The sequence below is a fragment of the Ruegeria lacuscaerulensis genome (genome assembly GCF_013034685.1).
Lineage (GTDB): Bacteria > Pseudomonadota > Alphaproteobacteria > Rhodobacterales > Rhodobacteraceae > Ruegeria > Ruegeria lacuscaerulensis_B.
In genome coordinates, this window is record NZ_WQGO01000004.1 from 167,806 (window position 1) to 190,053 (window position 22,248).

The following is a 22,248-nucleotide window of genomic DNA, read 5'->3' on the forward strand; positions in this document are numbered from 1 at the left end:
TTGTTGACTGCCACACAAGCTAGGGCTTCGGTCGGAAAGAGGCAATGGCCACGCCTTCACGACGCCGCCATTGCCTGTTTTTTGCTTACATGTTGGGATAATTCGGCCCGTCACCGCCCTGCGGCGTGGTCCAGGTGATGTTCTGGCTGGGATCCTTGATATCGCAGGTCTTACAGTGAACACAGTTCTGGAAGTTGATGACGAATCGCGGGCCGTTCTCGTCTTCGACCATTTCGTAGACACCCGCCGGGCAGTAGCGCTGTGCCGGTTCATCGAACTTGGGCAGGTTGACGCTGACTGGGATCGCCGGGTCTGCCAGCTTCAGGTGGCAGGGTTGGCTTTCTTCGTGGTTGGTGGCCGCGAAGGAGACGTTAGTCAGACGGTCGAAAGACAGCACACCATCGGGTTTGGGATAGTCGATGGGCTTGTGTTTGCTGGCGTCCTCAGTCGCCTCGGCGTCGTTCTTGCCATGGCCCACGGTACCGAACAGCGAAAAGCCCAGCGTATTGGTCCACATGTCCAGACCACCCAGCATCAGCGATGCGGTCAGGCCCCATTTCGACCAGATCGGTTTGACGTTGCGCACCTTCTTCAGGTCTGCACCGATAGCGCCGTCGCGTACGTCGGTCTCATAAGCGGTCAGTTCGTCACCCGAGCGGTCGGCTTTGATGGCGTCAAAGGCGGCCTCGGCTGCGGCCTTGCCCGACAGCATCGCGTTGTGGTTGCCCTTGATGCGCGGCACGTTGACCATGCCCGCCGAACAGCCCAGCAGCGCCACGCCCGGTGCCACCAGCATAGGCATCGACTGATAGCCGCCCTCGGTGATCGCACGGGCACCGTAGGCCACGCGCTTGCCGCCTTTCAGCAGTTCGGCCACCATCGGGTGATGCTTGAAGCGCTGGAACTCCATGTAGGGATACAGGTGCGGGTTTTTGTAGTTCAAGTGCACCACGAAACCGACATAGACCTGATTGTTTTCCAGGTGATAAATGAACGATCCGCCACCCGCATTGCTGCCCAAGGGCCAGCCCATGGTGTGGGTCACGGTGCCTTCCTTGTGCTTGGCCGGGTCGATCTCCCAGATCTCTTTCATGCCGACGCCGTATTTCTGCGGCTCTTTCCCAGCTTGCAGGTCGTATTTGGCGATCACTTCCTTGGACAGCGAGCCACGGACGCCTTCCGACAGGAAGACGTATTTGCCGTGCAGTTCCATCCCCGGTTCGGTGTTGGGGCCATAGGAACCATCCGCTTCCAGACCGAAGACACCGGCGACCACGCCTTTGACTTCGCCATTCTCACCATAGACCAGCTCCGAGCAGGCCATGCCAGGGAAGATTTCCACGCCTAGCTCTTCGGCCTGTTCGGCCATCCAGCGACAGACATTGCCCATCGAGACGATGTAGTTACCGTGGTTGTTCATCAGCGGCGGCATGGGGAAGTTTGGGATACGTATCTGACCGGCTTCACCCAGCATATAGAAATTGTCTTCATGCACCGGCACGTTCAGCGGCGCGCCCTTTTCTTTCCAGTCCGGGATCAAGGCATCCAGGCCGCACGGGTCCAGCACCGCGCCCGACAGGATGTGCGCGCCCACTTCCGAGCCTTTCTCAAGCACCACGACGTTCAGATCGGCATCCAGTTGTTTCAGACGGATGGCCGCCGACAGGCCCGCAGGACCTGCGCCCACGATCACCACATCATATTCCATCGCTTCGCGTTCAATATCGGCCATCGTGGGCTCCTTAGCTAACTTTCCGAATTGGCGCTGTTTCAGCTTGGCTGGCGCAATTTTGTTTCACGGCTGATTACATGCTGAGAAAGACATAGGTCAATCGAAACACGGCGTAACAATGCCGCTATTCGACACTTCAGCCCTCAGGAGTGTCCCCCATGAGGTATCTGGGGCCGCTTCCTTTGGATTTTGCCCGGTCATCGGGATTGTAGAGCGCGCATTTGGGCAAGCTCAGACAGCCACAGCCGATGCAGCCATCCAGATTGTCCCGCAGCCGGGTCAACGTGTCGATTCGCTGATCCAGATGCGCGCGCAGCCCGACGCTGATCTCTTTCCAATCCTGCGGCGTGGGAGTGCGGTTTCCGGGCAGGCCCGACAGCACCTGACGAATTTCCGGCAGGGACAGACCGAATTGCTGGGCGATCATAACAAAACTTAACCGCCGGATATCGGCACGCTGATAGCGCCTTTGCCCGCCCGCATTGCGCCACGGTGTGATCAGACCCTGCGCCTCATAGTAGCGAATGGCCGACACCGCTAATCCTGTGCGCCGGGCCAAAGCTCCAATTGCCAGTCCTTCGGATACCGCCATTTCAACCTCTATAAATATCTTGACCTAAAGTTAGGTTTAGAAATTACGGTGAGTCGGGACAAGCCTCAATTCGCAAAGGAGATCCCATGATGGCGACGCTTGAACACACCAACTTTACCGTCCGCGACCCGCAGGCTTCGGCCAAGTGGATGCACGACGTCTTTGGCTGGAAAACCCGGTGGGAGGGACCGGCCATTGCCGGAGGATACACCGTCCATGTTGGCAGCGCGCACACCTATCTGGCGCTTTATGCGCCCAGCGATCCGAAACCGTCGTCCGAAAGCAGCTATGACATCGTGGGCGGGCTGAACCATGTGGGTGTTCTGGTCGAAGATATCGACGAAACCGAGGCCAAAGTCGTCAAGGCCGGATTCACGCCAAAATCCCACGCGGATTACGAACCGGGCAAACGATTCTATTTCGACGATGACAATGGCATCGAATTCGAGGTGATCAGCTACGCCTAGGCTGTAATCCGCATCGGGGCGATTTAGCCCCCTTGCATTTTCCACGCCATTTGGGTCAGTTAATTGACGACCCATTCATTCGCCCCGGCGCCTATTTCGTGCGGCGGGGCTAATCACTTTACGCGTGGACGACAAGAATATGGAAAAAATTCCAATGACGCCTGCGGGCAATGCCGCGCTCGCAGCCGAGCTCAAAAACCTCAAATCTGTCGAGCGCCCTGCGATCATCGAGGCCATCGCCTCGGCCCGAGAGTTGGGCGATCTGAAGGAAAACGCCGAATACCACTCGGCCCGCGAAAAACAGGGCTTTATCGAAGGCCGGATCAAAGAGCTGGAGGGCATCCTGTCGCTGGCCGACGTGATCGACCCGGCAAAGCTGTCCGGTGCTGTGAAATTCGGCGCCAAGGTCACGTTGGTTGATGAAGATACCGACGAAGAAAAGACCTGGCAGATCGTGGGCGAGTATGAGGCCAATATCGAAGCGGGTCTGCTGAACATCAAATCCCCTATCGCCCGCGCGCTGATCGGCAAGGATGAAGGCGACAGCGTCGAAGTGCGCACCCCCGGCGGTGTGCGTTCGTATGAGATCCTGACCATCGAATACGCCTGACCCCGGAGCGCGCGCATGTCCGACCCCACGACAGAGCAGGAAGCCGAACAGCCAACCTCGCTGGGTATCTATGACAAGCCCGCCTTGCCCGCCCTGACCGAGATTGAGATCGCGGCCATCGCGCTCAGCGTGGTTTGGTTGATTGTTTCGGTCGTGTTTCTGGTGCTGCCCGACAAGGTCGAAGGCGGCGGTTTTGTGGTGACATTGCTGGCGGTGTTCATGCCCGTTGCGATGATCTGGGTTGCGGCGACCGCGATGCGGGCCAGCCGTATCATGCGCGAGGAAAGCACGCGGCTGCAAACCTCGATCAATGCGTTGCGCAATACGTTCATCGCCCAGCAACAGCGCAGCTCCAGCGGGTATGAGCCTGCGGTCACGCAAAAGCTGGACCAGATCGCCGAGACCGCGAAGAAGACCGAAACCGCGCTGGCCACATTCTCGACCCAACGTACTGAGCCGGTGCGAGGGAAATCGCCCAACGCAAACGGGGATCAGACCACGCTGGAACTGGGTACGCAGGCCGAAGATATCGCGCCCCCGCTCAGCAATGATGTGTTTATTCGCGCACTGAATTTCCCGGAAACCCAGGAAGATACCGAAGGGTTCAACGCCCTGCGGCTGGCGCTGAAGGATCGCAAGGCGGCGCAACTGGTACAAGCGTCTCAGGATGTTCTGACCTTGCTTAGCCAGGAAGGCATCTACATGGATGACCTGCGCCCCGACATGGCGCGCCCCGAGATTTGGCGGCAATTTGCGCAAGGCGCGCGGGGCCGATCCGTGGCGGCCTTGGGCGGCATCCGGGACCGCTCCTCTCTGGCGCTGACCTCGGCCCGGATGAAGCAAGACCCGATTTTCCGGGACGCAGCCCACCATTTCCTGCGCCGGTTCGACCATATGATTATCGAGTTTGAACCCGAAGCCAGCGATGCTGATCTGACCGCCTTGGGCGATACACGCACCGCGCGGGCGTTCATGCTGCTGGGACGGGTTGCCGGGACCTTCGATTAAAGACCGAAACTGCCATACGGGATGAACCGGACGAGGTCGCCCGGCTGAATATGGCGCGCGCCATCCTCAATCTCGACCAGACCCTCTGCCCAACTCAGCCCGCTGATCCGGCCTGATCCTTCGGATGCAAAGACCTCGACCCGTCCATCGCGCATACGGGCGCGCAGGTATTCGCGGCGGCCCGGTTTCTTACGTTTCTCGAAGGCGGCGGGCAGGTCGAATCCTTGCGGCTCCAGCCAACCCTCGCCCGCCATCAAGCCCAAGGCCGGGCGCGCAAAGATCAGCGTGCAAACCAACGCGGCCACCGGGTTTCCCGGCAGGCCGAACACAGGCGTTCCGTCCCACATCCCAAGCGCCAGAGGCCGACCCGGTTTCAGTGCAATCCGCCATTCCTGCATCGCCCCTGCCTGCCGCAACAGGGCCGAGACATGGTCCTCATCCCCGGCAGACGCGCCGCCACTGGTCAGGATCACATCCGTTCGTTCAGCGGCTTGGTTCAGACAAGTCCGCAACGCCTCGCGGTCGTCGGGCACCCGGTCCATATCGACCGCCTCAAACCCCATGCGTTCCAACAAGGACAACAGCATCGGACGGTTGGCATCGTAAATCTGGCCCGGACCGGCCGATTCACCGGGTTCGACCAGTTCATCCCCCGTGGACAGAACCGCCACGCGCAGCACTTTGCGCACCGGAACCTCGGCCAGACCGGTGGCCGACAACAGCGCCAGATCGGCCGGGGTCAGGCGACGTCCGGCGGGCAGAACCGCGTCGCCCTCAGCCACATCCTCGCCTGCCTTGCGGGTATTTGCGCCGCGTTTCAGGGGTCCGTGAAATGCAATGTGCCCGTCCTGAACGGTCACGTCCTCTTCCAAAATGACGGTATCAACGCCCGCAGGCAGCGCTGCCCCGGTCAGCACACGCAGCGCATGGCCTGCGGGCACCAAGCCGTCAAACGGTATCCCAGCCGCCGCGCGCCCCGGATGCAGCGGCATCACTTGCGGCCCGTCAGGCGCGGCCCCGGCAAAGCCATAGCCATCCACCGCCGTATTGGGCTGCGGCGGATTCGAACGTTGGGCGATAACCTCCTGCGCGAGAATACGCCCTGTGGCCTGCGCCAAGGGCACGGTTTCCACGCCCGCAACCACAGTCAGCCGGTCGCGCAGCAAGGACAGCGCGTCCTCGACCGGGGTCCAGTTCACCCCGGCGGGCAAAGCAAAACAATCGTTGCGCAAGGGCGGAGGTGCGATGTCGGGTTTGGTCATAGCCCCACCTCTTGCAGGATGAAATCGGCAATCGCCGCCGTGTCGTTCAGGTCAAAAACCGGTTGGTCGGCCTTTAGCGGCGTGTCGCTGGCCACGGCGCGGATCGTCGGGTTTCCAGGGGCCATCAGAGCGTTCCCGGCTTCGGCCCGGAAAGCCTCAATCTTGGGGTGATCCTCGCGTTTGAACCCTTCGATCAGCACCAGATCGATCGGAGACAGCCGGGCCAGCAGATCCGCCATCGAAGGCTCGGGCGCACCGCGCAGTTCTTGCATGATCGCGAGACGCTGACCCGAGGCCAGCAGCACCTCGGACGCGCCCGCCGTTCGGTGGCGATAGCTGTCGGTGCCGGGTTGATCCACATCGACGCTGTGGTGCGCGTGTTTGAGCGTCGACACCGAGAACCCCCGCCCGGTGATCTCGGCAACCAAACGCTCCATCAACCCGGTTTTGCCAGCATTTTTCCAGCCGGTGACGCCGTAAACCCTCATGCCTGCTCCAGCAGTTGTTCGGCCCGCGCCAGATCGTCGGGCGTGTTGACGTTAAAGAACGGATCAAACGGCTCAGCCGGGAACAGCGCCTCGCGCCCGTCATGCTGGTCGGTCCAGATCACCACCTTGCGCAAACCGTCCTGCAACGCCGCCCGCAGATCATCGCGCAGCGCCACCGGCCAGAGGCCAAAGGTCGGGTGCCGGTTGACCCGCTTACCGCCGCCGGATTTCAACGCCTCATCCCCGGTGCGCGGCGTGGTGGCCAGCACAAGCGGATGGGACTGCCCTTCGGCGGCGTCTACCAGTCTGGCCACCAGATCGCGCGGAAAAAATGGCGTGTCGGCAGCGGCGGTGACGATGCAATCGGCCCCTTCTTCGGCGGCCCAGTCCAGCCCAGCCAGAACACCGGCCAGAGGACCCGCGAACCCTTCGACCGTGTCCGCGACCACCGGCAGGTTCAGGTCGGAAAACCGCGCGGGATCGCCATTGGCGTTCAGCGCCAGACTGTCCACCTGCGGGGCTAAGCGGTCGATCACATGACCAAGCAGGCTTTGTCCGCCGATTTGCAACAGGCCCTTGTCACCGCCGCCCATCCGGGTGGCCAGACCGCCTGCGAGGATGATGCCGAGGGGGCGGGTCAAGCTGCCCTCTCCGCAGAACGCCAGTTTTCAACCGTTTCAAGGAAGTTCTGAGCGTCCCCTGTGCTCAGAAGTTTCTTGGGCGGCACATAGACGAAAGCACCAGCGTAAAAGAAGAACCCAGCCTTATCTTCGATAACTTTCCCAACAGCACGCCAAGAAACATTCCAAGTTACATAGGGCGACCGCATATCCAAACCGTCTGGTGTGAATGTAAAGTCAGTTCCGCCGTTGTAAATCGGCGATGCCATCATCTGCCTGACTTTCAGCCTTCTGGAAAAACGTTCCGCAAAAAAAAGCACGCCAGCTCCAATTATCCCTCCGGATACAGGTGCAAAAAGACCTTGTGTCAGAGGGAGAGCGCCAAGCGCACGAAACGCTATGAAAGCGACAACAATTCCGCCAACAACAGCCAAAATTCCTCTTATTGAATCCAATGCCACGTAGCCCCAGTAAGCGCCTTTTCCGGTGTTACTTTGCCTGTACTTACACATGGCTCTAACGAGGATCTTGTCGTCAATTTGTTCTGACAAGTGATATTTGTAAGTCAATGTCTACTCCGCACTCTTCCGCCTGTTTTTCTTATCCTCAACCGCCACGCTGGCCGGGTCGATGTCGCGCAGCAGGCGGTCCTCGCCGGAAAGGCACACGAACCGCTGGCCGCGCATTCGACCGATCAGGGTCAGGCCGACCTCGCGTGCGATCTCGACGCCCCACGCCGTAAACCCGGACCGGGACGCCAGCACCGGAATGCCCATCATCGCCGTTTTAATCACCATCTCGGACGTCAGGCGCCCGGTGGTATAGAGGATCTTGTCCCCAGCCTCTGCGCCTTCGGACAGCATCCAGCCCGCGATTTTGTCGACGGCGTTGTGGCGGCCGACGTCCTCCATATAGACCAGAGGGCGATTTTCGCAGCACAGCACCGTGCCGTGGATCGCCCCGGCCTCAAGATACAACGACGGTGTGCGGTTGATCTTGGCGGCCAGATCATACAGCCACGAGGTCCGCACCTGAACCTGCGGCAGGCGCACGTCCTCAAGCCCTTCCATCATGTCGCCAAAGACGGTGCCTACGGCGCAGCCACTGGTGCGGGTCTTTTTCTTGAGCTTGTCCTCATACGAGGTTTCACGCGCGGTCCGCACGACCACGGTTTCCAGATCGTCGTCATAGTCAACGCGGGTGATGTCATCATCGGCCAGCAGCATCCCCTGATTGCGCAGGAAGCCCAGTGCCAGATATTCGGGATAATCACCAATTGTCATCGCCGTCACGATTTCCTGCGAGTTGAGGAAAATGGTCAGCGGGCGCTCCTCGACCACCGAGATGTGGCTGACCTCACCATTCTGATCCACGCCCTCGACCGCGCGGGTCAGGCGGGCGGCGCCCGGATCAGGGGCAATGAGATAGTCTGACAGGTTCTGTTCGGTGGCCAATTGCAACCCTTTCCCAAGACCGCTACTGCTGCGGATAACACCATAGGATTTAGCCATGGCAGACACCACATCCAAGTCATACTTCTGGAAGGGTTTTCGCGACGGGACGCCGTTCATCTTTGTTGCGATCCCCTTTGGTACCCTGTTCGGCGTCTTTTCGACCGAAGCCGGGCTGAACGTCGTACAAACGCTGGCTTTTTCCGCCACCGTCTTTGCCGGGGCCGCCCAGTTCACCGCCTTGCAGCTTTTGCAGGACAATACACCCACTGCGATCGTGCTGGCCTCGGCTTTGGCGGTGAACTTGCGGGTTGCGATGTATTCCGCCTCGCTGACGCCGTATCTGGGGGCGGCACCGCTGTGGCAGCGGGCCTGTGCGGCTTATCTGACAGTGGACCAGACCTATGCCTGCTCGATCATGCGGTTCGAAAAAGAGCCGGACATGACCATCCCGCAACGCATGGTCTATTTCTTTGGCACCGCAACGCCGCTGACCCCGTTGTGGTTGTTGGCGACCTATCTGGGGGCGGTTCTGGGCACGCAAATTCCCGAAAGCTGGGCGCTGGACTTTGCGCTACCGATCACCTTTCTGGCCATGATCGGCCCGATGATGCGCACGCTAGCGCATGTAATCGCCGCTCTGGTTGCCATCGTGGTCGCGCTGTTGACCGTGGCTGTGCCCTTTAATCTGGGTCTGTTGATTGCTGGTACGGCGGGCATGATCGCAGGTGCGCAGGCCGAGCTGTTTCTGGAGCGTAGGAAATCATGACTCACATCGACACGACCACCATCTGGATCATCATCCTCGGGTTGGCCGTGGGCAGCTTTGCCCTGCGCTTTACTTTTATCGGCATCGTTGGCGACCGCCCGATGCCCGCATGGCTGCTGCGGCACCTGCGTTACACGGCGGTGGCTATAGTACCGGCCCTGATCGCGCCCTTGGTGGTCTGGCCCACCGCGACCGAAGGGCAGCCAGATGTCCCAAGAATGACCGCCGCTGCGGTCACGCTGGCCGTCGGGATTGTCACCAAGAACGTGATCGCAGCCATCTTCAGCGGGGCCGCAACGCTTTACGGACTGCTCTACCTATTGGGCTGAGCTAGCCTCCAACTGGTTCAAACGCGCATTGTTGAAGGCGAGACCGGTTTGCAGATCGGCGTCGTCGTTTTCCCGGTACTCGGCGGTTTGAACACCCGGTAGCTGGGCAAATTGGTCCGACAGCTTGACGGGATAAAAGGTGGTTTCGATCTGCTCGAACCCCGGCACCTGCTGCAGCAACTGAGCCGTCGAATTGGCGCAAAACGCACCTGCAACCGGCCCTGACTGCTTGGCAAGCTGCAGGGCAATCTCGGCCTGCTGGGGGGTCACTTCGACGGTTTGGATGCGCGCATAATGCGTTTCGCGCGCATGGCTGCTGCGATAAGCGCGTTCCACGTTGGGGGTGATTCCGTACAGGACGTCGTCCTTGATCGGCACCACATCCGCCCGGAATGATCCCGCAGGGTCAAAGATCACCCTTTCACTGCCACTGATCATTAGCGACGTGTGGGCACCCGAACCCGTCCGGGTGCTGATCATCGTGTAAAGGGTCAAGGTCGACGGTCCGGGATCACGATAAGATCGCGACACGATCTCGGCCTGCTCGGCTTGCGGGCGTTGCGATCCTGTGCAGCCGGCCACTGTCACTGCCAGCAGGCAGGCCATTAAAATCCTGATCACAACCGACCCCGATTCTTGAATTTAAGAGGCGAAAACCGCCAAGAAGAGGCACAGGAAGGCAATCGCAACCACGCACCAGGTGGTGGCCTTGATAAAGCCGTCAAAGGTTTTTTCCTGAACTTTGATGTCCATTTCGCCGTGCTTGTGTTCAGCCATCTGAAAGATTCCCAATTCGCGTATTTGAAATGTTGGATAATCGAAAATCCAAGGGCTGTCACCACGTCATTCGCGCGCAGGTGCAAGAGACGGAAACACCGAACATCCCGGATACCCAAACCCCCAACGCCAGGGCAGCCCCGAGCATGGCGCACCCCCAAACCGGACCGCTGCATACATCGCCTCGGCCGTGACCGAATGGGCGGTGCGAATCTGGTCGGGTGTCATATCGTAGAGAACAGCATATTCTTCCGCGTGATCCGCGCCATGCTGCTTGACGCAGGCGCGCAGCGTATCATCGGCGGACAAGCGCGCGGTATAGCTGTCCTCGGCAAAAAGCCCGGCCCCTGCATTGTGATATGCGCGGTCATGTGTCACGCAGCAATACTCCCACGGCGGGTGGGCTTGATAAAGCGCAGCAAACTTGGGAAAGGTATCAGCCACGAAACGCCAGCTTGCTGATAGACCGCCAGAACAACCGTCGGTTTCAAATGGCGTCAGCGGGGCATCAGTCGCGACTGAAATCAACGCGCGGTGGGCGGGCATTTCAAGATTGCGCAGGATGTCCTGTGCTGCCGCAGGTCCCGCCATCAATATCACAAGGATGGCTAACTTAAGGGCTTTCATCGCGCATCGTCTCGGTATCGACAGACATTCCGAAGGTGGTGGCGAACCACAACAGCAGGCGTTCAGCCGGGCCCATCTCGGCGCGAACGCGCAGGACCTCATTTGCCATCGCGGGGCGGTCGGTGATTAACCCGTCCACACCCATCGAGGCCATAGCCGACATTTGCAGTGGATCGTTTACAGTCCAGACATAGATATCCTTGCCTGCCGCCTGAACGCTGCGCACCAATCCCGGCGTTGCCATCGCTGCGTTGACGGCGACAAACTCACCCTCCAACCCGGACAGATCGCCGACAGCAGTCGCCGCCAGAACACCAGCGCGCCAATCTGGGCGCAGCTTTTTCATCTTTTGCACGGCGGGGTATTTCAGCGACATGGTGGCGATGTCGTCCTGCATCTCGAACTCTTCCACCAGCGCGGCGACGCGGTTTTCCAGATCAACGTCGTGGCCGTAATATTTCAACTCAATAATAACCTTGGATCTGCCTTTGGCTGCCTCCAGAACCTGTCGCAGGGTCGGGGTGCGTTCATCGGCGTATTCAGAATCGAACCAACTGCCGATGTCGATCTCGGCCACGTCTTCCATCGTGGCATCCCAAACCTTGGTGGGCACACCGGCCAGTTTCATGAAATCACTGTCATGGGCCACGATTACAACACCATCCGCCGATTCTTGCACGTCGATCTCGACCCAATCCGCGCCATCCTCGATCGCTTTTTCAACAGCAGCCATGGTGTTTTCGGGCCGCAACGCCGCCGCGCCCCGGTGTCCAATAACCTCGGCCCGGTCTGGGGCCTGAATGTTCTCAAGCAGGCCTTGCCCCAGCCATAGCCCGATCAGCACCGCTACAGCGGCCGCACCGACGGCGCCCAAAAGCGGCACACGCAGGTTGCCCGGCTCTGGGTGCGGCGGTTCCGAGGTCTTGATCTCGAAAAACCCATCCAGCAACACGGCCAGAGCGCCCAGTGCAGTTGCCGCCAGGATCAGCCCGGCCAGCGACCACAGACCCGCAACGATCAGGCTATAGATCAGTGCCAGCCGCAGATGCGCCGCTCCTTGCAACGGAACCAGATCGAACAGAAGCCCTGCAACAGTTGCGATCAAACCGGCAATGACAAGGCGCAGGACAAGCCAAATCGCCAGCTCAATTTTCAACCGCCCGCGTTTACCCTCCATCCGGTTGGCGCTGATGTTAAAGGCGCTAGCCGGAGCAACCCCTTCGAACAGGACCAGATGCAGACCCAGCGCCCAGGCCGACAGCCGGCGGATCAACACCCATGCCATCGCCAACATAACCGCCCCGATCAGCCCTACCGCAATCCAGAAGGACGGAGGCTGAAAGGTCAGGTAGTAGTTGATGTCATATTCCGTCAGCGTCCACCACGCGATCAGGGCCGAGACGGCCGCGAAAGGCAGAATCAACAGCAAAACCCGCAAAATAAACCGCGCGGCAAAACTAAAGAGCGCAGGCAAGCGCGACAGGATCAAACGGATCGCGGAACTGCCCGCCCGCCACGCGTCGCTTTCCCCCATCCGCAGCGATCCGGCCATGACGGAAAACACCAACACTTCAGCCAGCAGAAAGATGCTGAGCACTGCGATCGCGACCACGAAGCCGACGGGAGACAGGATGAAAGCCGCGATATCCTGATCGGTCAGGGCGGTCTGATCGGACAGCGAGACCGCCAAGTTCACCGCAATTGCCACGCCGGGCGCAATCAGGGCCACCAGCAGCAGTCGTACGGCGATGTATACCGGCACAAAAACGTGCCATCGCGCCCATGCCCCCCTGTAGGCATTTGTAACGTCAACGAAAGTCGTCATGCCGCGCCCCTCCTGAATGGTGCACTCATTCAAGGCTGCGCAAACGTGAATTGCAAGTCAGGTAATCAGCTATCTTCCAGATCAGCCGCCAGCCTGAACCCGATCCGGTTGGCCGGTTTATCCTCGACCGATTTGGGTAGGGCGCGCAGTATCACGTTCAACTGACTGACGTGTTGCACCAGTTGCGTCCGCGCGCCCGTCGCATCCGATCCATAAAACGTGATCATATCCGGGTCGAAATAGCCCATCCCTTCGATCCGCATCACGCCAGCGTCGCCACCGGTAAAGCCCATGGCAACTTCGTGATCGGCATCCAGCGTCTTTTCGAAATTCTGGATATAGAGGATCAACCGCTCGTAAGCCCATTGCGCGGGGCTTTTGGTCTCGACCGGTTTCTGCAGCGTGTTGGGCAACTCCTGTGCCCCGGATTGAGCGTCAGGATTGGCATGGACCTCGTAGCATCGGGGAAGGGCTGCGGATTCTGCCGCCTCGGCCGAGGTATCGATCTTGTCCATGGTTTTACCCTTTGCGCTGAAACTCCCACGCCCCGTCTGCGCGCCGCGTCCGGGTCACCGCTCCAATGTGATAGAGATGGTTCAGATGTGCAACTGACTCGACCAGCGCTAGCCCATATTCGCCGTCGCCGATCTCGCGTTTGAACAGGGGCGGAAAACACTCGGCGGCGGTTTTAGGCGTGTTCAGAAAATCGGTCAGACGTTCCAGCGCGCTGTGATGGTTGTTGATCAGTTGCTTCATCCGCAACGGCAGCCCGGTAAAGGGCAGTTTGTGCCCGCCCAGCGCCAGATGATCGGGCTGCGCGAGGCCCTGCAAACGCTCGCACGCGTCCAGCCATTCGGCCACCGGGTCGGCCAGCGGCTCGGTGACGTAGACCCCCAGATTGGGGCTGATCGAGCTGAGGATCTGATCGCCGGTGATCACCAGATTGTCGTCGCGGCTCCAGAAGGTGGCATGTTCGGGCGCGTGGCCATTGCCGATATGCACGTCCCAGTCGCGCCCACCCATGCGGATCACGCTGCCCTGCTTGATCCGGGTAAAGCCCAGTGGCATCGGATAGACCGTGTCGCAGAAGTTAAAGGGTCGTTCGGTCATTCGTTTGGCCAGGAAATCCGAATCCATGCCGGCGCTGCGGTAATAATCCAGCGTCTCGTTCGGCCAAGTTTCCTGGACGTCCAGTTGCAGCATTCGGGAAAACAGCCAGGCGGTGCGGGTCGTGACCAGTTCGGCCCCGTGTTCGGACTGAAACCACCCGGCGTTGCCTACGTGATCAGGATGGTGATGTGTGACGACCACCCGTTTGACTGGCTTGCCAGCCAACGGACCGGCCATCAGGCCGGTCCAGATGCGCCGGGTCTTGTTCGAGGACAGCCCCGTGTCAATCAGCGTCCACCCATCGCCGTCATCCAGCGCATAGACATTGACGTGATCCAGCGCCATAGGCAGCGGCAGGCGCATCCACAACACGCCTTCGGCAATCTCGATCGCTTCACCTGGTGCCGGAGGCTCGGGCCAAGGATAGCGGATCGTCAGCGCGGTATCTCCGTCCATCAGGCCACCAGTTCATCTACGTCCATTGCGTAGATGTCGTCAGCGCCATTCTGCGCCTGCGCCAACAAACCGGCACATTCAGGCAGCAGCGCGTTGATATAATAACGCGCCAGCTTGAACCGAGGTCCATCGGCCGCAGCCAGCGCCGCCTTGAGGTGAAAATGTCCGCCCAACACGCGCGCAAACGCATGAAGATAGGGCACCGCACCGGCAAAACGGGTGTTCATATCGCTCTGCGAAACCAGCCATTCGGTGGTTTCACGCAAGCTTTCGGTCGCTTCCCAAACCGGGCCCGCAAGTTCGGGCATGGTAGAGCGGGCCTTTTCGGCGTGATCTTCGATCTCGTCCAGCAGGCGACCCGCCGACTCGCCGCCATCCATCATCTTGCGCGCGACAAGGTCCATCGCTTGAATGCCGTTCGTGCCTTCGTAAATCGCGGTCACGCGCACATCGCGATAGAACTGCGCCGCGCCGGTTTCCTCGATAAAGCCCATGCCGCCATGCACCTGAACCCCTGTTTCCGAAACCCGCATTCCGGTTTCAGTGCCAAAGACCTTGCTGATTGGCGTCAGCAGCGCTGCGCGCGCCACCCAATCAGCATCCCCGGTGGCTGTGGCCATGTCGATGGCCGCAGCGTTGGCCAGCATGATTGCACGCGCCGCAAAAACATCGGCACGCATACCCATCAGCATCCGGCGCACATCCGCATGGTCGATGATGGTGCCCGAGGGGGTCTTGCCCTGCTTACGTTCCTGCGCATAGGCCAGTGCGTGCTGATAGGCCCCTTCGGCCGCACCCACGCCCTGCCCACCGACACCCAGACGAGCGTTGTTCATCATGGTGAACATCGCGGCCATACCGCCATGTTCCTTGCCCACCAGCCAACCGGTGGCCCCGTCATACTGCATTACACAGGTCGGCGAGCCGTGCAGACCCATTTTATGCTCCAAAGAAACCACTTTCAGGTCATTGGCCACGCCGGGGTTCCCATTCTCATCCGGCAGGTACTTGGGCACCAGGAACAGCGAAATCCCTTTGGTTCCGGGCACACCGTCGGGCAGACGCGCCAGCACCAGATGGCAAATGTTTTCGGCAAAATCGTTATCGCCCCACGAGATATAAATCTTTTGGCCCGAAACCGCATAGGTGCCATCACCGTTGGGCTCGGCTTTGGAGGTCAGAGCACCCACATCTGAACCGGCCTGCGGTTCGGTCAGGTTCATTGTGCCCGACCATTCACCTGCGATCATCTTGGGCAGATACAGTTCTTTCAAGCTGTCGCTGGCGTGATGTTCCAACGCCTCGATTTGGCCCTGGGTCATCAAAGGGGCAAGTTGCAGCGACAGACAGGCGGCCGACATCATCTCGTTAACAGCCGTGGTCAGGGTCATCGGCAGGCCCATACCACCATATTCCGGGTCAGCGCTCATCCCGATCCAGCCGCCTTCGGCAATTGCTTTCCAACCGTCGCCATAGCCCGGCGAGGTGCGCAGAACGCCGTTTTCCAGGCGCGCGGGCTCCAGATCGCCGGGGCGTTGTAGCGGGGCCATAACCTCTTCGCACATCTTGCCCGCTTCGGTCAGAATTGCGCTCACCACATCTTCGCTGGCTTCCGAAAACCGGTCCGTCGCCGCGATCTGATCGAACGCGACGCCGTGGCGGAACAGGAACTCATAGTCGGAAACGGGAGCGCGATAGGGCATGGCTTCACCTCGGGGCTTTCAATGGGTCTCAAACGGCAGGGTTGGAAAACCCGGCACCCGCCGTTATTCATCTGGATTTAGACGATTAGGTACCTGTCCCCATGATACAAGCAATCGAAACGCGGCGTCACCCCTCATGATCCCCAACGGAACCCTCGAACTGTCCGCCGACCCGACCGGAATTGCGCAGGCGGCGGACCTGCTGCGGCAGGGTCTGCTGGTCGCCTTCCCGACCGAGACTGTCTATGGGTTGGGTGGCGATGCTTGCAACGGTGAGGCGGTCGCAAACATCTACGCGGCCAAGGGACGGCCCAGTTTCAATCCTCTGATCGCGCATGTCGCCTCGGTTGAGGCGGCACAGCGCTTCGTGCGGTGGTCGGATCAGGCCGAAGCACTTGCGCATGCCTTCTGGCCCGGCCCGCTTACGCTGGTGCTGCACCTGCGCGCAGATCATGGCGTGTCGTCGCTGGTCACGGCCGGGTTGGATACGTTGGCGGTGCGGGTTCCGGCCCATCCTACAGCGCGCGCCATTTTGACGGCGTTTGACGGCCCCGTGGCCGCCCCATCTGCCAACCCTTCGGGCCAGATCAGCCCAACCACCGCCGACCACGTACGCGCCGGTCTCGACGGGCGCATCGCGGCCATTTTGAATGATGGTCCCTGTGGCGTAGGCCTGGAGTCCACAATTGTCGGGCTTGCAGGTGAGCCAACCCTGCTGCGCCCTGGCGGCGTGGCCCTGGACCAGATAGAACATGTCTTGGGCACTGAGCTTCACCACCATCAACCCGTTGGCATCTTGACGGCGCCGGGTCAGCTGCAATCGCATTACGCGCCGGATTCCCCGGTTCGCCTTGAGGCTGATCAGGCGCAGGGGGATGAGGTTTTGCTGGGTTTCGGCGCGGTGGATAGCGATCTGAATCTGTCGCCCACTGGCAATCTGACCGAGGCCGCCGCCAACCTGTTTGCCGCCCTGCACAAGCTGAACGATACCGGACGCCCGATTGCGGTGTCGCCGATCCCCTCTGTCGGGCTGGGTGTAGCCATCAATGACCGCCTGCGCCGCGCCGCCGCGCCGCGAGATAGCTGATCAGGCGCGCCCGGCGCTGGCCGACAGAGTCAGCGGATCAACACCAAGGGTCGCCAGCGCGGCCTCCCATTTGTCATCATCGGGCACGTCGAACACCAGTTTCGAGGTCGCATCCGTGGTCAGCCAGCCATTCATAGCGATCTCATCCTCAAGCTGACCCGGACCCCAGCCGGAATAACCCAACGCCAGGGTCGAATTCAGCGGCCCACGCCCCGAGGCCAGATCTTCGAGCACATCCAGCGTCGCCGTCATACTGAAATCATCCGAGATCTTCATCGAATGCAGATTGGCGTCATAATCCGCGCTGTGCAGGACAAAGCCACGCGACATCTCAACCGGACCCCCGAAATGCACCAGACGTTCGCCGACAATCGGAATACGGCAGGGGATATTTAGCTGGCTCAGCAGGGTCTTGATCCGCAGGTCTGCCGGTTTGTTGATAATCAGGCCCATCGCCCCGTCATCGCCATGGCTGCACATAAACACCACCGAATGATCGAAACGCGGATCGCCCATGCCAGGCATCGCAATCAACAGTTTTCCGGTTAGGTCCATAAAACGACATCTCTTGCTGAGTCACCTTCAACAATGGCCCCTGCGGACGGGCATTGGCAAGGGATCACAGCAGTTTTCCGCAGATTTCATTCAGGTGACCGGAACGTGACTTGGAATCTGCGCTGCAACCGCGCATTTATATATTATGAACGCGCATATGACATTTTCAGCGGTCGCTTTGACCCTCATCCTCGGCGCGGCCGGTGCGGCCACGGCCGAGGTCAATGGCCCTGTGGCTGAACTGGACATTCTGGATGGTGGACGCACCGCCAAGGGCACCTATCTGGGCGCCGTGCGGGTGACGTTGCAGGACGGATGGAAAACCTATTGGCGCGCGCCAGGTGATGCGGGTATCCCGCCTCAGTTCGACTGGACCAGTTCGGAAAATGTTGGGGATGTGTCGATCACGTGGCCCGCACCGGATATCTTTGACCAGAACGGCCTGCAATCTATCGGCTACGAAGACCAACTTGTCCTGCCTGTCGAGATCACGCCTGCAAATCCGGCAAAGCCCGTGCAGCTGAAAGGCACAATGGACTTGGGCATATGCAAGGATGTCTGCATTCCCGAACGGCTGGGCTTTGACCATACGCTGAACGCTGATGCCGGGCGCAACCCCACTATCGCCGCAGCGCTGGCTCAGCGCCCTTATTCGGCGAAAGAGGCACGGGTGTCCGGTGCGCATTGCAGCCTGACCCCCACCTCGGACGGGATCAAGATAGAAGCACGCGTGACCATGCCCTCGGCCGGAGGGCAGGAGATCGCGGTTATCGAGCCCGGCGACCCAACGCTCTGGGCTTCGCAGCCCGACACTTCGCGTCAGGGCGATACGCTGGTTGCGACCTCTGAAGTCGTCAGCGCCTATGGGGCCGCTTTTGCTCTGAACCGGTCTGCAATTCGGATCACCGTTCTGGGCGAAAACCATGCCGTCGACATTCAGGGGTGCAGCGCAGGCTGACCCCGCATGACCCAAACCCCCAAAATCGGTGCGCTGGCTGTTGTCGTGCATGCCGGGCAGGTTCTGTTGGTCCAGCGTGGCAAACAGCCTGATGCCGGGCTGTGGGGGTTTCCCGGGGGTCATGTCGAATGGGGAGAAACCGTTCTGGAAGCCGCCCAGCGGGAATTGCGAGAAGAAACCTCAGTCAACGCCCGCCCATTGCACTATCTGGACAATCTGGACTTGTTGCGCAGGGATGCCCGAGGCTTTGTTCTGAACCATTATCTGCTGGTCGGTGTGGCCTGTGAGTATATCTCCGGTCAGCCTGCCGCAGGTGATGATGCGCGGGATGCGCGGTGGTTTCCGCTGGATCAAATCCAACGCGGCGACCTGCCGATGAGCAACCGGGTCCCAGACCTTCTGGCAACCGCCCTGCGCCGAGGCTAGGCCATGCGCCCCTTGAGCCGCGCATAGAGCAGGCCGGACAGCGCGATACTTATCACTAAAATCATAGCAGCCCCTGCGACAAAGGCCCCTAGCCCCATATTCAACGCCGCGATTCCATCTTCGGCCCCGTAAAGACCAGTCAACATCGATATCGGTGCCCCAGTGGCGACGGGCCAGACCATGGTCAGCCCGAACCAGACCAGCAACACAAACCCCGTTGCCGTCAGCATCGCCTGTACGACCCGATCCGGGGCACGCAGGGCGCGGCGCATGGCGGTCATCGGGCGCGACAGGTCGTTCAGAATCGCCAGCAGCGCCGGAACCAACAGCAGCACCAACAGCATCCCGAAGGCCAGCCCATAGACCAGCGTGATGACAGTCGGCTTCAGGAACTGCGCCTGTTGCGAGCCCTCATACAGCAAGGGTGTCAAACCCAGAACCGTGGTCAGCGTCGTCAGCATGACCGGTCGCAACCGGTCGGCGGTGCCTTCGATGATCGAGGGCACAAGCCCCCTGTCCTGCTGATAGGCATCAATGGTCGTAACCAGAACAATCGAGTCGTTGATGATGATCCCGGTCATTCCCAACAGACCGACAACCGTAAACATGCTCAGCGGGACATCCCAGATGTAATGCCCCCAAATGGTGCCAACCAGGCCGAACGGAATGATCGCCATGACCACCAGTGGGCGCGTCCAACTGGCAAAGACCCAGGCCAGAACCAGATAGATGCCGGTCAGGCACAGGATCAGACCGGTGCGCGCCTCGGTCAGGAATTCATTTTCTTGTTCGCTGAGGCCAGCCATGGTCCATTCCACCTGCCGTTCAGCGGCGATATTGGGCAGGATCTCTTCTTGCATGGCGCGCGCGATCTCGGCTGCTTGGGCCGGATCGTCTTCCGATATATCTCCGTTGACCGAGATCACCCGCAATCCATTCTCACGCCGCAGGGTGGAAAAGCCAGACTTGCGCTGGACCGAGACGATATCGGCCAGCGGCACGTAAACCCCATCCGGGGTACGCATCAGCGTGCGCTCCAGAAAATCGGCGGTTAGCTCGCCTTCAGGCAGTTCAACTCTGATCTCAGCGCTGCGAGGGCCATCGGGGAAGGTCGCGGCCTCGATCCCGTTTAGCCGGTCGCGCAGAACACGGCCAAGCGTTTCGATGCGGAAACCCAACGCCTGCCCCTGTGCCGTCAGATCGAGGATGTATTCTTCCTTGTCATAGGCCAGATTGTCTTCCAGCGCGGACACTTCGGGGTATTTCGACAATTCAAGCTGAAGGTCCTCGGACGCGGCCTTGAGCGTGTTCACATCCGCACCAGAAAACTGCACGTCGATTGCATCGCCGCCCGGTCCTGACCGCCACCCCCTAAAGCTGAGCAATTCGACCTTCGGATGGCGCGGGACGTAGTCCTGAAGTTCTCCGATGAACTCAAAGCCGGAATAGGGGCGCAGGTCGGCATCGATCAGTTCGATCGAAATCCCGCCCAACAGATCTGAATCCTTGCCGTCCGCCGCAGCCAGTCCGAACCCGGCGGTGCCGCCGACCTCGGCCAAAACGTATTCGATGGGGTTGCGGCCGTGGCGCTCTTTGTAGATCTGCCCCATCTCTTCGACCGCGATCTGCAACTGCCGCATCATCGCCAGCGTGTCCGTGCGGGTCGCACCCTCGACCATGATGAAATTACCGGTGACCGAGCCACGTTCGGGCGCGTTAAAGAACCGCCAGTTCACGTCGCCCTTGATGAACAGAGCCACCTGGCTGGCCAACACCATCACCATGGCAGCCACCACCACATACCGTCCGGCGACGGCCCAGGCGATCACCTTGCGGAAGACATGATCCCGCACCCAGCGGAACCCGCGATTGACCACGCGGTTGGGCAGATCGTACCAATGCTCCTTGGCCGAATGCGCGATAGCATGGGCCATGTGGTTCGGCAGGATTAAGAAGCATTCGATCAACGAGGCGATCAGCACCGCAATCACCGTGAAGGGGATATCGCGGATCAACTCGCCAAACCGACCTCCAATCGCGGTCAGGCCGAAAAAGGCAATCACCGTCGTCAACGTCGCGGCAAAGACCGGCATGGCCATCCGGCGTGCGGCGCGTTCGGCGGCGACCATGGGCGGCTCGCCTAGTCGTCGGGCGCGGAAATCGGCGTGTTCGCCCACCACGATGGCGTCATCCACGACAATACCGAGCGTGATGATCAGACCAAACAGCGAGACCATGTTGATCGACAACCCGCCGATATACATGAAGGCAATCGCCGCAGACATCGCCACCGGAATCCCCGCCGCCACCCAAAAGGCGATCCGCGCGTTGAGGAACAGAAACAGAAGACACACGACCAGTCCCAACCCGACCAGTCCGTTGTCGATCAAAATATCCAGACGGTCGGTGATGGCCTGCGCGCGGGTTCGGATCAGCTCGACCGTGACACCTTCGGGCAGACTGGCCTGCATTTCGGCGACCACGTCCTCGACCGTGTGTTGAATTTCAATCGCATCCCCCAGGTTCGAGCGGTCAACCCGCACCGACATGGCCGGGTTTTCGCCGACGAAATAGCTACGATCGCGGTTCACGCCCTCGACCCGGATCTGCGCCACATCGCCGATCAACAGCTTCGAGCCATCGTCGAAATTACGCAGAGGGATGCCCTCAATCTGCTCGGGGCTCCGTTTTTCGGTACCTGTGCGGATGCGCGCATTGGCCCCGGTCACATCGCCTGCGGGGTTTGCTGTGACCTCGGCAGCGACAGCTTGTGCAATCTCGGACAGGGTGATGTCATTGGCGATCAGTTGCGCGGTGGGCACCTCGACCACGATACGCGGCGCGGCAAGGCCCCGGATCGTGGTCCGTGTGACGCCCACGGCAAACAGGCGGTTGATCAATTCATCGGTGAACTTTGCCAACTGATCCGGCGCGACCGGCCCTGTCACCACCAGATCCGTCACCCGATCTCGCCAAGCCCCGCGCCGGATTGTCGGCTCATCCGCATCTTCGGGCAGGTTGGTCACGCCATCAACGGCAGTTCTGACTTCTTCGACCGCGCGCGACATATCCCAGTTAGGCTCGAACTCCAGCCGAATGCGGGCATTGCCCTCGCGCGACGTCGCATCTGTGCTGGCCACGCCCTCAACCGCCAACAGTGCCGGCTCCAGCACCTGAACAATCCCGTTATCCACGTCTTCGGGGCCCGCGCCTTCCCACGCGACATTCACGTCGACCCGTTCCAGGATCACATCTGGAAAGAACTGCGCCCGCATGTTTGGGGCAGCCGCAATGCCCAGAACCACCATGACCAGCAACAGTAGGTTGGCGACGGTCCTATGGCGGGTGAAATAGCTAAGTATTCCGCTGGCCGCACCGGGGATTTCGCGCATCATC

The 22,248-nt window shown here is 60.3% G+C and carries 24 protein-coding genes; 8 read left to right on the plus strand and 16 right to left on the minus strand.

What is annotated here, in order from left to right:
• Nucleotides 1-85: 85 nt before the first annotated feature.
• Complete coding sequence (locus GOV80_RS11920; protein ID WP_170784958.1) at nt 86-1,732, minus strand: electron transfer flavoprotein-ubiquinone oxidoreductase; 1,647 nt, start codon at nt 1,730-1,732, stop codon at nt 86-88.
• A 136-nt stretch (nt 1,733-1,868) separates the two neighbouring features.
• On the minus strand, nt 1,869-2,324 hold the full coding sequence (gene soxR / locus GOV80_RS11925) for a redox-sensitive transcriptional activator SoxR (protein ID WP_170772607.1): 456 nt from the start codon (nt 2,322-2,324) through the stop codon (nt 1,869-1,871).
• A gap of 86 nt (nt 2,325-2,410) precedes the next feature.
• On the opposite strand from soxR, the gene GOV80_RS11930 reads away from it, so the two are divergent.
• The 3 genes from GOV80_RS11930 (at nt 2,411) to GOV80_RS11940 (ending at nt 4,409) form a co-directional block, all read left to right on the plus strand.
• Nucleotides 2,411-2,791, plus strand: a complete 381-nt coding sequence (locus tag GOV80_RS11930) for a VOC family protein (protein WP_170772609.1) — start codon at nt 2,411-2,413, stop codon at nt 2,789-2,791.
• A gap of 139 nt (nt 2,792-2,930) precedes the next feature.
• Entirely contained in the window at nt 2,931-3,401 is a 471-nt protein-coding gene (gene greA, locus GOV80_RS11935) for a transcription elongation factor GreA (RefSeq protein ID WP_170772611.1), read from the plus strand.
• Between the two features lie 15 nt (nt 3,402-3,416).
• Nucleotides 3,417-4,409: a hypothetical protein gene (locus GOV80_RS11940; protein ID WP_170784960.1), complete on the plus strand. Its 993-nt coding sequence runs from the start codon at nt 3,417-3,419 to the stop codon at nt 4,407-4,409.
• Here the strand turns inward: GOV80_RS11940 and GOV80_RS11945 are convergent.
• The 5 genes from GOV80_RS11945 to GOV80_RS11965 are packed head-to-tail and all read right to left on the minus strand — an operon-like array spanning nt 4,406 to nt 8,290.
• Nucleotides 4,406-5,671, minus strand: coding sequence for a molybdopterin-binding protein (locus tag GOV80_RS11945; protein WP_170784961.1), 1,266 nt, complete (start codon nt 5,669-5,671; stop codon nt 4,406-4,408). The genes GOV80_RS11940 and GOV80_RS11945 overlap by 4 nt on opposite strands.
• The gene (gene mobB / locus GOV80_RS11950) at nt 5,668-6,159 is read right to left on the minus strand and encodes a molybdopterin-guanine dinucleotide biosynthesis protein B (protein ID WP_170784963.1); all 492 of its coding nucleotides are present in this window, start codon (nt 6,157-6,159) and stop codon (nt 5,668-5,670) included. Before mobB ends, GOV80_RS11945 begins: the two co-directional genes overlap by 4 nt.
• Entirely contained in the window at nt 6,156-6,800 is a 645-nt protein-coding gene (gene mobA, locus GOV80_RS11955; RefSeq protein WP_170784965.1) for a molybdenum cofactor guanylyltransferase MobA, read from the minus strand. The genes mobB and mobA overlap by 4 nt, the downstream gene beginning before the upstream one ends.
• Entirely contained in the window at nt 6,797-7,348 is a 552-nt protein-coding gene (locus GOV80_RS11960) for a YcxB family protein (protein ID WP_170784967.1), read from the minus strand. The genes mobA and GOV80_RS11960 overlap by 4 nt, the downstream gene beginning before the upstream one ends.
• Nucleotides 7,349-7,351: 3 nt before the next feature.
• Nucleotides 7,352-8,290: a formate dehydrogenase accessory sulfurtransferase FdhD gene (locus GOV80_RS11965; RefSeq protein ID WP_237215809.1), complete on the minus strand. Its 939-nt coding sequence runs from the start codon at nt 8,288-8,290 to the stop codon at nt 7,352-7,354.
• On the opposite strand from GOV80_RS11965, the gene GOV80_RS11970 reads away from it, so the two are divergent.
• Together GOV80_RS11970 and GOV80_RS11975 are read left to right on the plus strand one after the other, a co-directional pair.
• Nucleotides 8,289-8,999, plus strand: coding sequence for an AzlC family ABC transporter permease (locus tag GOV80_RS11970; RefSeq protein WP_170772624.1), 711 nt, complete (start codon nt 8,289-8,291; stop codon nt 8,997-8,999). The genes GOV80_RS11965 and GOV80_RS11970 overlap by 2 nt on opposite strands.
• Entirely contained in the window at nt 8,996-9,328 is a 333-nt protein-coding gene (locus GOV80_RS11975) for an AzlD domain-containing protein (RefSeq protein WP_170772626.1), read from the plus strand. The genes GOV80_RS11970 and GOV80_RS11975 overlap by 4 nt, the downstream gene beginning before the upstream one ends.
• Here the strand turns inward: GOV80_RS11975 and GOV80_RS11980 are convergent.
• From GOV80_RS11980 to GOV80_RS12010, 7 genes are all read right to left on the minus strand, one after another.
• Nucleotides 9,317-9,949, minus strand: a complete 633-nt coding sequence (locus GOV80_RS11980) for a hypothetical protein (protein WP_170772628.1) — start codon at nt 9,947-9,949, stop codon at nt 9,317-9,319. The two genes, GOV80_RS11975 and GOV80_RS11980, sit on opposite strands and share 12 nt — an antisense overlap.
• Before the next feature lie 21 nt (nt 9,950-9,970).
• Complete coding sequence (locus GOV80_RS11985; protein WP_170772630.1) at nt 9,971-10,105, minus strand: aa3-type cytochrome c oxidase subunit IV; 135 nt, start codon at nt 10,103-10,105, stop codon at nt 9,971-9,973.
• Between the two features lie 66 nt (nt 10,106-10,171).
• The gene (locus tag GOV80_RS11990) at nt 10,172-10,732 is read right to left on the minus strand and encodes a hypothetical protein (RefSeq protein ID WP_170784969.1); all 561 of its coding nucleotides are present in this window, start codon (nt 10,730-10,732) and stop codon (nt 10,172-10,174) included.
• On the minus strand, nt 10,719-12,557 hold the full coding sequence (locus GOV80_RS11995; RefSeq protein ID WP_170784971.1) for a glycerophosphodiester phosphodiesterase: 1,839 nt from the start codon (nt 12,555-12,557) through the stop codon (nt 10,719-10,721). Before GOV80_RS11995 ends, GOV80_RS11990 begins: the two co-directional genes overlap by 14 nt.
• Before the next feature lie 65 nt (nt 12,558-12,622).
• Nucleotides 12,623-13,072: a DUF6173 family protein gene (locus GOV80_RS12000; protein WP_170784973.1), complete on the minus strand. Its 450-nt coding sequence runs from the start codon at nt 13,070-13,072 to the stop codon at nt 12,623-12,625.
• A gap of 4 nt (nt 13,073-13,076) precedes the next feature.
• Nucleotides 13,077-14,123, minus strand: coding sequence for an MBL fold metallo-hydrolase (locus tag GOV80_RS12005; protein ID WP_170784974.1), 1,047 nt, complete (start codon nt 14,121-14,123; stop codon nt 13,077-13,079).
• Nucleotides 14,123-15,826 (minus strand): acyl-CoA dehydrogenase family protein, encoded by a 1,704-nt coding sequence (locus GOV80_RS12010; RefSeq protein WP_170784976.1) that lies wholly within the window; start codon nt 15,824-15,826, stop codon nt 14,123-14,125. Before GOV80_RS12010 ends, GOV80_RS12005 begins: the two co-directional genes overlap by 1 nt.
• A gap of 136 nt (nt 15,827-15,962) precedes the next feature.
• On the opposite strand from GOV80_RS12010, the gene GOV80_RS12015 reads away from it, so the two are divergent.
• Nucleotides 15,963-16,913, plus strand: a complete 951-nt coding sequence (locus GOV80_RS12015; protein ID WP_170784978.1) for an L-threonylcarbamoyladenylate synthase — start codon at nt 15,963-15,965, stop codon at nt 16,911-16,913.
• Here GOV80_RS12015 and GOV80_RS12020 read toward each other — a convergent pair whose 3' ends face one another.
• Nucleotides 16,914-17,468: a YqgE/AlgH family protein gene (locus tag GOV80_RS12020; protein ID WP_170772643.1), complete on the minus strand. Its 555-nt coding sequence runs from the start codon at nt 17,466-17,468 to the stop codon at nt 16,914-16,916.
• Nucleotides 17,469-17,625: 157 nt separating this feature from the next.
• Here GOV80_RS12020 and GOV80_RS12025 point away from each other — a divergent pair, with 157 nt between their 5' ends.
• Both GOV80_RS12025 and GOV80_RS12030 read left to right on the plus strand, forming a co-directional pair.
• On the plus strand, nt 17,626-18,426 hold the full coding sequence (locus GOV80_RS12025) for a protein-disulfide reductase DsbD domain-containing protein (RefSeq protein ID WP_170784980.1): 801 nt from the start codon (nt 17,626-17,628) through the stop codon (nt 18,424-18,426).
• A 6-nt stretch (nt 18,427-18,432) separates the two neighbouring features.
• A complete protein-coding gene (locus GOV80_RS12030; protein WP_170784982.1) occupies nt 18,433-18,852 on the plus strand; it encodes an NUDIX hydrolase in 420 nt (139 codons plus the stop codon).
• Here the strand turns inward: GOV80_RS12030 and GOV80_RS12035 are convergent.
• Nucleotides 18,849-22,247 (minus strand): efflux RND transporter permease subunit, encoded by a 3,399-nt coding sequence (locus tag GOV80_RS12035; protein WP_170784984.1) that lies wholly within the window; start codon nt 22,245-22,247, stop codon nt 18,849-18,851. The genes GOV80_RS12030 and GOV80_RS12035 overlap by 4 nt on opposite strands.
• Nucleotide 22,248: the final 1 nt, after the last annotated feature.